General features: G+C 42.4%; 5 protein-coding genes and 5 pseudogenes. 6 read left to right on the forward strand and 4 right to left on the reverse strand.

Annotated features, from left to right (window positions below):
- Positions 1–122: 122 nt before the first annotated feature.
- The 5 genes and pseudogenes from L4D76_RS27790 to L4D76_RS27810 all read left to right on the forward strand — a co-directional run.
- Positions 123–431: pseudogene (locus L4D76_RS27790) on the forward strand (DDE-type integrase/transposase/recombinase); the annotation flags it as partial.
- A gap of 147 nt (positions 432–578) precedes the next feature.
- Positions 579–1,261, forward strand: a pseudogene (locus L4D76_RS27795) (transposase); the annotation flags it as partial.
- Positions 1,262–1,381: 120 nt separating this feature from the next.
- Positions 1,382–1,669, forward strand: a pseudogene (locus tag L4D76_RS27800) (recombinase family protein); the annotation flags it as partial.
- Positions 1,670–2,098: 429 nt separating this feature from the next.
- Positions 2,099–3,271, forward strand: a pseudogene (gene nhaA / locus L4D76_RS27805) (Na+/H+ antiporter NhaA); the annotation flags it as partial.
- Positions 3,272–3,476: 205 nt separating this feature from the next.
- Positions 3,477–3,914, forward strand: a complete 438-nt coding sequence (locus L4D76_RS27810; RefSeq protein ID WP_428444077.1) for a transposase zinc-binding domain-containing protein — start codon at positions 3,477–3,479, stop codon at positions 3,912–3,914.
- A 737-nt stretch (positions 3,915–4,651) separates the two neighbouring features.
- On the opposite strand, the gene L4D76_RS27815 is transcribed toward L4D76_RS27810, so the two are convergent.
- Together L4D76_RS27815 and L4D76_RS27820 are read right to left on the reverse strand one after the other, a co-directional pair.
- Positions 4,652–5,407, reverse strand: coding sequence for a metallophosphoesterase (locus tag L4D76_RS27815; protein WP_428444078.1), 756 nt, complete (start codon positions 5,405–5,407; stop codon positions 4,652–4,654).
- A 297-nt stretch (positions 5,408–5,704) separates the two neighbouring features.
- Positions 5,705–6,571, reverse strand: a pseudogene (locus L4D76_RS27820) (ISL3 family transposase); the annotation flags it as partial.
- A 401-nt stretch (positions 6,572–6,972) separates the two neighbouring features.
- Between L4D76_RS27820 and L4D76_RS27825 the strand changes: the two are divergent.
- The gene (locus L4D76_RS27825) at positions 6,973–7,194 is read left to right on the forward strand and encodes a hypothetical protein (RefSeq protein ID WP_428444079.1); all 222 of its coding nucleotides are present in this window, start codon (positions 6,973–6,975) and stop codon (positions 7,192–7,194) included.
- Between the two features lie 516 nt (positions 7,195–7,710).
- Here the strand turns inward: L4D76_RS27825 and L4D76_RS27830 are convergent.
- Positions 7,711–8,478 carry a FadR/GntR family transcriptional regulator gene (locus tag L4D76_RS27830; protein ID WP_428444080.1) on the reverse strand — a complete coding sequence of 256 codons (768 nt, stop codon included), beginning with the start codon at positions 8,476–8,478 and terminating at the stop codon, positions 7,711–7,713.
- A gap of 64 nt (positions 8,479–8,542) precedes the next feature.
- Positions 8,543–9,217, reverse strand: a complete 675-nt coding sequence (locus L4D76_RS27835) for an SDR family NAD(P)-dependent oxidoreductase (protein ID WP_428444081.1) — start codon at positions 9,215–9,217, stop codon at positions 8,543–8,545.
- Between the last annotated feature and the right edge of the window lie 504 nt (positions 9,218–9,721).

Below are 9,721 nucleotides of genomic sequence, written 5' to 3' on the forward strand. Positions count from 1 at the left end.
GTGAAGGCCTGAACCTAAAGATCAATGAGGAGTCTGTGCAACTCAACATGCTATATCCGACCGGACTTTAGGCATGGGGGCGTTGATAATACAGTAGCCAGCATTGGGGAAAGTAGGAGCTAATCGGCCAACATGGATTACCAGAGAAAGTGGTTACCGATGGCAGTGATTCCATCGCGCTAGCGCTGCATAATATCAATGTTGAGCTTTGGCAGAATGGTCTAATGCTAAATCTCATTGAAGTCCATCAAATTAAATATCTGAACAATATTGTCGAACAAAGTCACCGAATAGTGAAAGGGAAAATGAATCAAACACTGGCCTGGAAATCCAACGAAGGCGCGGAGGCGACATTAGCTGGCGTTGAACTTTGGTCGATGATTAAAAATGGACAGCTCGGCAACCCTAAAGATTTGTCTGTTTGGGAGTAGTTTTACGCACTAGCAGCCTAATTGTGTCTGAAAATCAGTGCGCTTGTACTTCAGCATAACTTTGCGACAAAACTGTGAAGTGGCATAGTTAATTTGGCCACCTGCTTAGAGGTGATATTATTACCTCAGAACTGAACAGGTGACACAATGACCAAACGTACCAGAAGAACATTTAGCCCTGAGTTTAAGCTTGAATCAGCACAACTCGTCCTTGATCAAGACTACTCATCCTCTGAGGCTGCGGCCGCAATGAATGTGAGTAAATCCGTTATGGATAAGTGGGTTCGTCAATTACGAGCCGAACGACAAGGTATAACATCTAAAGCAACACCGATGACACCTGAGCAGCTAGAAATTCGTGAACTAAAAAAGAAAATTCAACGAATTGAAGAAGAAAAAGAAATACTAAAAAAGGCTACAGCTCTTTTGATGTCAGACTCCCTGAACAATTCTCGTTAATCGAGAAACTGAAGAAGAGCCATTCGGTCAAGCTGCTTTGCAAAGTGTTCGGGATTCATCGAAGCAGCTACAAATACTGGGCGAATAAATCTCAACTAGCAGCACATAAAGATGTGGAAGTGTTAGCTGAGGTTCGCAAGGCACATAATGATAGCGGTGGTTCAGCGGGAGCTCGAACCATTTCCACGATTGTAACAGAGAGAGGCTATCCATTAAGTCGCTATCGCGCTCGTAACATGATGATAAGGTTAAATTTAGTAAGTTGTCAGACACCTAAGCATGCTTATAAAAAAGCAGAACGAGAGCACCTTAACATTCCTAACACACTTAACAGGCAGTTTGCTCTAACAGAGCCTGACCGGGCTTGTTGCAAAAAATTAAAACAAAGAAAAACTGATCTATATATACGAAATTGAAATTCACCAAACACAATATCTTGTGTTCATGAGAGCCAATTGAAGGCCAAAAAAATTATTTGCAACAAGCCCAATTCAATGCTTCGCGCCATCAATAACATGATGCTCGATATGCTGGCCGCAATTGCCCGTAAAGATTATCAAGATCGTCGTCGTCGCCAGGCTGAAGGAATAATAAAAGCCAAGTATGAAGGAAAATACCGTGGCCGCCAGGCTGATGAAGCTCTTCATCAAAAGATATATCAACTTCGAGTTGAAAATGGATTGAGTATTTCGGATACAGCTCGATTAGCGGATGTTTCTGGTAGAACAGTAATTAGAGTTGTAAATAAGCTCAAAGAGCTCAATCCTCACCCTTACTAATACGGAATGAGGCGTAAACCGTGACAATTTGATGCGATTAATCTAGTTCGCAGTCACTGCAAATTTTCATCCATCAAGATCACCCAATATTCATCACATGGCTATCTAGCTAATGCCTCCATTGCGACTTACCACACAGAAAAAAACAACGTTCTATTTTTGTTAACAGAAAGCACAATGCTGAGGCGCTTTGGGACAAAACCTTGTTAGAGTCAAAACTTCAACAAGGTGGGAAAATGCGCAGCAATAATTCCAAAAATAAAAAAGCCCCGACAGTCAGTTTATAAACTAATATTATCTCGACCGTATGGCACTTTGAGATACCCAAGTTAGGCGCGTCGAACTATGGCGCATGCTGTATAGATGATCAGATTATGGTAAGCAATCTATTATAATTGTTAGAACTCAATATGAAGCCTATCACAGGAGCAGAGTCATTCCATGCCTGACTTTCTAAAAAAAGAATCAACAGGTGGAATTATCTTGATGCTTGCTGCGCTTGCAGCAATTCTATTCGCGAATTCACCCCTTGAAACTTACTACCAACTATTTTTGTCAACTGCGGTTGAAGTCCGTATCGGGGCCCTGGAGATAGCAAAGCCGTTACTGCTCTGGATTAACGATGGATTGATGGCTGTATTTTTCTTCCTTATCGGTTTGGAGTTAAAACGGGAGCTAGTCGAAGGTGAGTTATCTGACAAGAGGAATATTATTCTTCCTGGTATTGGTGCCATTGGCGGCATGCTGGTTCCAGCGGCAATTTACGTTTTCCTAAATTGGGATGACAGTGTTGCGCTGCAGGGTTGGGCTATTCCTGCTGCAACAGATATTGCATTCGCTTTGGGTATATTGGCTTTATTGGGGAACCGAGTGCCAAATTCACTCAAAGTATTCTTGGTATCTTTAGCCATATTTGACGACATTGGTGCAATACTAATCATTGCGTTTTTCTACACCGCACATATTTCACTTGACGCACTGTTAGTGGTTGGTTGTTGTATACCTGTTCTATTCCTTTTTAATAAATTTGGGGTATTAGCAAAAAGCCCTTACATCCTTATTGGGTTGATAATGTGGGTCGCAATGCTTAAATCAGGTATTCATGCCACGCTTGCTGGCGTGTTATTAGCAATGTTTATTCCCCTACGTCCTGGTGATGAATCAAATGGTTCTCCGCTGAAAGAGCTGGAGCATGATTTGCACTATGTGGTGGCATTCTTCGTACTGCCAGTATTCGCTTTTGCAAATGCAGGAATAAGCTTGTCGGAAGTTACAGTTGATAAAGCATTACACGGAGTTCCCTTAGGAATAGCCGCTGGTTTATTTTTCGGTAAGCAGATCGGCATTTTTGGTCTTTGCTGGTTATTCATCAAACTGAAAGTTGCCCAGTTGCCAAGCGGAGCTAATTGGCAAAGCCTATATGGTACAGCAACTTTGTGCGGTGTTGGATTCACCATGAGCTTGTTTATAGGATCATTGGCATTTGAAGAAACAGGTGTCGATCTTTTGTTTGATGAGCGACTGGGTATTATTGTAGGCTCATTGGCATCAGGTATAGTTGGTTATTTGTTACTCCGCGCCAGCTTAATTTCTAACAATTGAACTAATGAGGTGAAAGTCCTCTGTAGGAAAATCACCGTCTAATAACCTATTGATTATTAGATGTTAACTACTAGCGAATGGCAAGGGCTTTTCCGAAATGCCTTCGGCACGATAACTCAACCCTCTGCATACCCAAAGATATGCAGAGGGGTATCTAACTGATAGAGTTATCCTTATTCAGTTCTTTTAGCCTATAACGCCTTCATTGCCCCAGCCATTCCGCTCCCACAGTATCAAACCAGTATTTACCCACAACAAAGCGTGGGCAACGTTGTTGGAAACCCACCCGCTCAGGCAGGTTGAAATCGATACGGTCACCAACATGCTGGCCTGCTCAACCCAGCTAATGGGTGTCAGGGAGCATAGCTGCAGCAATCCCGACTGCCCTCACATCAAATACCAATGCCAAACCTGTAAGGGGCGCGGCTGTCCATCATGCGGGAAAAAGGCCACCGACCAGTGGATACAAAACCAACTCACCCGCTTGCCAGGCTGTGACTGGCACCATATCACCTTTACCATGCCCGATTGCTTATGGAGTTTATTCCTGTCAGACCGCGCATTGCTTGGTGCCTTATGTGGTATTGCCACAGAGTATTTATTGGCAGAAAGCCGCCGTCAGGGGCTTGTTGCAAAAAATTAAAACAAAGAAAAACTGATCTACATATGCGTAATTAAAATTCATCAAACACAATATCTTGTGTTCATGAGAGCCGATTGAAGGTCAAAAAAATTATTTGCAACAAGCCCTCTAAAGCCGCTTAATAAAAAAACTACCGACGTGGAGTCGATCTACCAGTGATTTTTAAGCAAATCACTGGGTAAATCTGCCTCATCTGAATTTTTGCAACAATCCCCTTGCTAATGGACTGATTTTTTGAGTTGTTTAACTAATCACGACGCTAAAGCTTGCTTGCTCTTTTTAACTCTTGATCAGCTCTCTCAGCTCTCTCAGCTCTCTCAGCTCTCTCAGCTCTCTCAGCTCTCTCAGCTCTCTCAGCTCAACAGCTTGCGCTGATCACATAATGTTGGCGAGAGCTCTTCCATAAAAAACCTCCAAAGCGTACCTAAGCGTACCTGAAATCAGGTACGCTTTTGTTGGGATGCACTATGTTGGTGCGGTATTCGCTAGTAAATTGTTGAGAGAGGAAGTTATTGCCGCCAAGAACCGATACTCAACCAAGCGGCGAAGCTTAATAAGTGTCCCTAAACCTGCACTTTATCCCTTAATTCGGCTTTTTGTCCCCAAAGCTGTCCCTTAACGGTGCATTTTGTCCCTAAAATCGGTTTTTTGTACCATGTATAGCACCCACGCTATACACTACCATCAACCCTCTCCTGGCCCTTGTGGACTAGTCAGTATGGTTGGTTGAATCAACGCTAATCAACATATGCGGTGTGCACCGCAATTGATTGCCCGCGACTTTCATGCGGGTAACCTATGGGATTGCAAACCACCTGCACATGCCCAACATTGACATCAACGGGTGTATGCATGTGCCCGTGAACCCACAGCTTCAGCAAAGGGTTGTCCATCAAGTGATCTAGTCGGGAAACAAAAGCCGGCGTCAGTCTGTCATAAGCATATTCAGGTGCAACCGATTTTGCGGTTGGAGCATGATGAGTAACTATCACTGTTGGGTTAGTAGCAGCATCTAGTTGAATTGCTAGCCAATTACGCTGTTCAAGGTGCCAGTTTATCATCAGATCTGGAGTTAACGTTGAGTGACAGTCAGGATGGCATATCTGGCGAAAATCATTAAGCAATATAGCTTCTTTTTTTGACACAGCCTGGCAGTAAAAATAATCAAAATCAGTCCAGAGAATGGCCCCTAGGAAATCGACACCGCCAATATTAACCTTGTCTTGATGTAAGAGGGTAATATTTGATCCGTAATACAACTCTCTCAGCTTGTCGAGTTGCTCTTGATACACATAACCATAAAACTCATGATTACCGGGCACATAGACCGATGGTTTGCCCTGGCTGACCTTTTCCATCCATGCTTTTGCCTGCTCGGGATGTGAACTTATATCACCTGCAAAAATCAGCGCATCTGCATCATTAGTTTCGGGTACAAAGCACTCATCTTTTATGAACTCTAAATGCACATCGCTGATATACCCAATTTTCATGATATTTCCTTTGTTTTTGCATTGAGAACGAGCAAAACGGGCGCTTATTTGTAGGCAAAAACCTGTAGCTTATGCCCCCAAAAGGAACATATAGTTATCCCTAAGCACGCTAAAGGAAAGTATATGTTCCTGTGACCAACAATCAAATACTCGCCCACTCACACACGAAACAAAGACATGTATAGCACCACCGCTATACACTGTGCTGAAATATTGGATTGCCATGTGATCTTTTTACTAGAATTATGAATGATCAATGTTTATGTGAGTTTAAAAAGCTTGTGCGTATTTTTATCCATCAAGCTTATCCGATTGCTTTTCATTGAGTTTGTAGGCGTTTTTTAACAGAAGAAACAGCGTGCCTTTCAGTAGTTTTTATCTTCATTAGTGCCGTTCGTTTCTAAATTCTTTGTGACGTTGCTTTTTTATCAAAAGGTGATAATTTTGCATTACATGAAAACGGTCAAACACGATATCTGCATGAAGAAGAGACTGTCTGACTGCGGATTGATACGCTTGCCCCATATCCATTGAAACCGCTTTGATACCGGCTGCGGTTTCTTCTGGTAATTGTTCAAAGAAAGCGCTGAGGACATGTGATTTCCGACCGTGTTCAACCCATATGAGGTGACCTTGAACAAGGTCATAAACGACTGTCATGTAATCATGGCCTTTTGCTCTAGCAACTTCGTCAACCCCGATATAAGTTAGGCCTGTAAGCGTTTGAGGTTCAAGTGATGGCAGCGAAGAAAGCAAATATGCTCTATCGATATTTTTGACGGTATCCCAACGAATATTGAGGTGTTTGGATACAGCATGAATACTCATGTGGCGACAGAGACCACTGATCATCTTACAAAATCGCGTGGTATAACGGGCCCCGTTTTCTACGAACTCACAGCATTCAACGCGTCGTTCATATGTAGCAGTTGAAACTTGTGCTAATTCAATTTCGATCAGACATGGATAGCCTGATATTGGGAGGTCATGAACTCTCCTTCGAATGTAACGGTTAATTGTTCCTGCTTGGCCTGTTCTTGGATCGACAGGTTTCCTACGCTTATCCCTTCTGCACTGAATGACGACTGTTTGAGACTCATCGAGATGAATAGAGTCGACACATTGACCCGGAAGTTCAAAAAGGGATGAAGGGATAATAGCCATGACTTACTTACACTGCTTTTGGGAAAGCAAGCCATTTTAAATCAATATGATAGCTTCACTAGAGCTACTTTTATTTTGCAACAAAGCGGAGAAGAGCCCTTTTGCTTATTCGAACCACAATCGTTAGAGCATAAGGTCTAACGCAGTTTTGCCCCAATAGCTACTCCAATTTCAAACCAGCATCACTATTCACTTTTACCACTCATTTTTTTGCTCGGAACTGGGAGAAAGCCTGCAAGGCCCCCACTCATACTTTTATTCCACAATGATCAACAGCGACGTAAATTGCTATTGAATAGCAAGGTGGAATAAAAGTTTACAACTTAGCAAGATTTAAGGATCAACGCTTGTCTGATTGAACTTTCAGTTATAGGCTTGATGTCATATACAGGAGTCCAAACATGACTGATAAAACCGAGCCATCACTCCCGACATTGATTCCCTTTTCAATGCCCGATGTACCCTTTACTGTGGTCGATCCTCGTGAGTTACCCGAGAATTTACAGGTTGCATTTGAACAGTTCCTCGCTGGCTCTGCTGCTCCCCATCCAATTTATGCCTACAGTCATGATTATGAACGATTCTGCATGCTACTTCGTCAAGGTAAACTATCTCTGGAATGAAGAGTTATTCCGAGGCTGAATAAAACCAGCCAAGTCGACCAGACAAAGCTGCTCTGACCGATAACTCTGTCACCCTTGCATGCTGTCTGCCACACGAAGAGTTCAGGCTCCTAGTACCTAAACACAGTGAAGATGATTGATTAAAACAGTCGAAGTCCGTCATCGAAACCGCCAAACACTGAACTTGCAGGCTTTCTCAAAACTCACCTGGCGGTTATCAGGGATCCATCAAGCACGGAAGGTTCAGTGGACTGTGGATCCCCGATAATCGCTACTGTAAATCCAATCGATAATGAAAAGATCAACATTAAGCGATTTCGAGGATGACGACGGTTTGGCTTCATCGATAAAAAACTAATCAGTTCAATCATAATTAATGAGTCAAGGTACTAGTTGCAAAGCTTAGAATAATTGAGCTATTAGGCAGGAGCTTTTTCAACAGCCCGTCTGAGTCAGTACAACTAAGCAAAAGAGATCTTTGTTGCTGTATATAGAGATTTAAAGGGCTATCTTTTTTTAATCTTCGCACAGATTTTCTTCTAACTCATCTTTTGCCTTAATGATGATGTACTTCATGAATACTTCAGCACCATCGGCATCTCTATCCTTGATTCTATCCAATATTTTCTTGTGCAGATCTACCCCAGCCTCAGAGTTAAAAGAAGACTTGTGCTGAATTCTGAAACTAGACTCCAATATCGTCTTAATGACCGTCTTGAACTGCAATAGCATTTCGTTTTTACAGGCATCAAATATAGCCATATGGAAGCACACATCGGCTTCAGAGTGCTCTTCTGGCGTTTCTGAGCTTGCCATCTTATGAAAGGCTTCCCCAATTGCTTTGATGTCTTCATCAGTTGCTCTGATTGCAGCAAGTTTTACTACAGCTGGCTCGATAGAAGATCTAAGCTCAACAATATCGTGGAGGAGTTTTTTATCCACTTCCTTCTCAAACATCCAAGCTAGAATGTCTTTATCAAAAAGATTCCACTCGCAGCGGGGGTTAACGAGTGTACCTGCTTTTTGCTTTGTTCGGATTATGCCCTTTTCCACAAGCGCTTTTACCGCCTCTCGAAGAACAGTTCGACTAACACCAAATAACTCCCAGAGTTCCTTCTCTTTTGGCAATAGGTAATCTTGAGGTAATCCACCTGTCACTATTCTTCGACCTAGCACGTTAGCAACACTGATGTTGAGTCGCTCTCCTTTGCTACCCAAAACCTCACGCTCTTCATCGGTAATAGGAAACCGAATATCAAGTTTATTTAGATCGCAATCTGCCATTTTCTTAACTCACAATTAAACAAGCATCCCACTAGGAGGTGCTTAAAATCAAAGATAGTTCTTCCTACCCTTCCATCAACCAACCACCATTTACATGCAAATTTTGACCAGTAATGAATTTTGAATACTTCGACGATAAGAATACAACCATATCGCCAATATCTTCTGGTTCGCCGCGATGTTTTAGAGACTGATGCTCTAGTACCCAAGAGTTGTATTCTTCCCATTTGTCGCCAAACACTCGCTGCTCAGCTTCAGAAGGCATAGCGCCAGGAGCAACCGCATTAACAAGAATATTCCAAGGACCAAGTTCCCGAGCTAGCGTTCTTGTAAGCGCCAACGTTGAGCCCTTAGACGCAATGTATGGTGAGTAATCCCCCCAACCGCCGTTCATTGTAATACTACGGAAGTTGATAATTCTGCCCTGCTTCTTCTCTTTCATGTGAGGAACAACTGCTTTGATAAGCGCATAGGCAGCATGAGTGTTCACTCGTTGAGCCTGTTCGAAAACCTCTAGCGAGATATCTTCAATCGGGCCATGCGGCATAATAGCAGCGTTGTTAACAAGTACATCGATACCGCCAACTCTGTCACAGAGTTCTTTAACTTGTTGGTAGCTGCCTTCCAAGTCAGAAAGATCTCCTTTTAAGAACTCAATGATTTGGCTTTTACAAGCGCCATTCTTAAGCTCAGCGACATACTCATCTCCGGCTTTGATCCAAGTCCAATATATATACATCAGCGCCAAATTTTATCATCGCTTCGGTTTCTGCTCTACCAAGGCTTCCTAGAGCACCCGTGATTAACACTTTCTTTCCGCTTAGTCTTATTATCTCACCTCGCGAATAGATACCATTTAAGATCAACCAACCATCCAATAAATGGTTAATTGCGTAACCTGATAATGCAAAAAGCACTTTTGATAGTATCAAACTAAGAGATTGAAACTTTGACAAGGACATTAATTTTAGGACTTAGAACACAAAAAATAAATTAATAATGCTAATTGTTAATTAACATAATTCGGTGTTTTTCAAGGTAGTTGTCGCCTAATCATGTTTAAGCAGCTTGTTCTAGCTGCTCGTTTATATCTGGTTTCTCTGGGTTAAGGCTTTGTTGCAACACTAAAGCTACGTGGTCTTTTGATACGGTTAGGCGACCCGGYAGCTATTGGGCATCCCGAGGTGAGTAAAGCGATTTAAAAGAGAACAACCGAGTAACATTTCCTTTGACTGATTTTCAA

The sequence above is a fragment of the Photobacterium sagamiensis genome (genome assembly GCF_050337085.1).
Lineage (GTDB): Bacteria > Pseudomonadota > Gammaproteobacteria > Enterobacterales > Vibrionaceae > Photobacterium > Photobacterium sagamiensis.

What these genes read in the sequence shown, in the direction of transcription:
- L4D76_RS27815 (WP_428444078.1), bottom strand. Translation starts at nt 5,407, where the DNA reads ATGAAAATTGGGTATATCAGCGATGTGCATTTAGAGTTCATAAAAGAT.
- L4D76_RS27825 (WP_428444079.1), top strand. Translation starts at nt 6,973, where the DNA reads ATGACTGATAAAACCGAGCCATCACTCCCGACATTGATTCCCTTTTCA.
- L4D76_RS27830 (WP_428444080.1), bottom strand. Translation starts at nt 8,478, where the DNA reads ATGGCAGATTGCGATCTAAATAAACTTGATATTCGGTTTCCTATTACC.
- L4D76_RS27835 (WP_428444081.1), bottom strand. Translation starts at nt 9,217, where the DNA reads ATGTATATATATTGGACTTGGATCAAAGCCGGAGATGAGTATGTCGCT.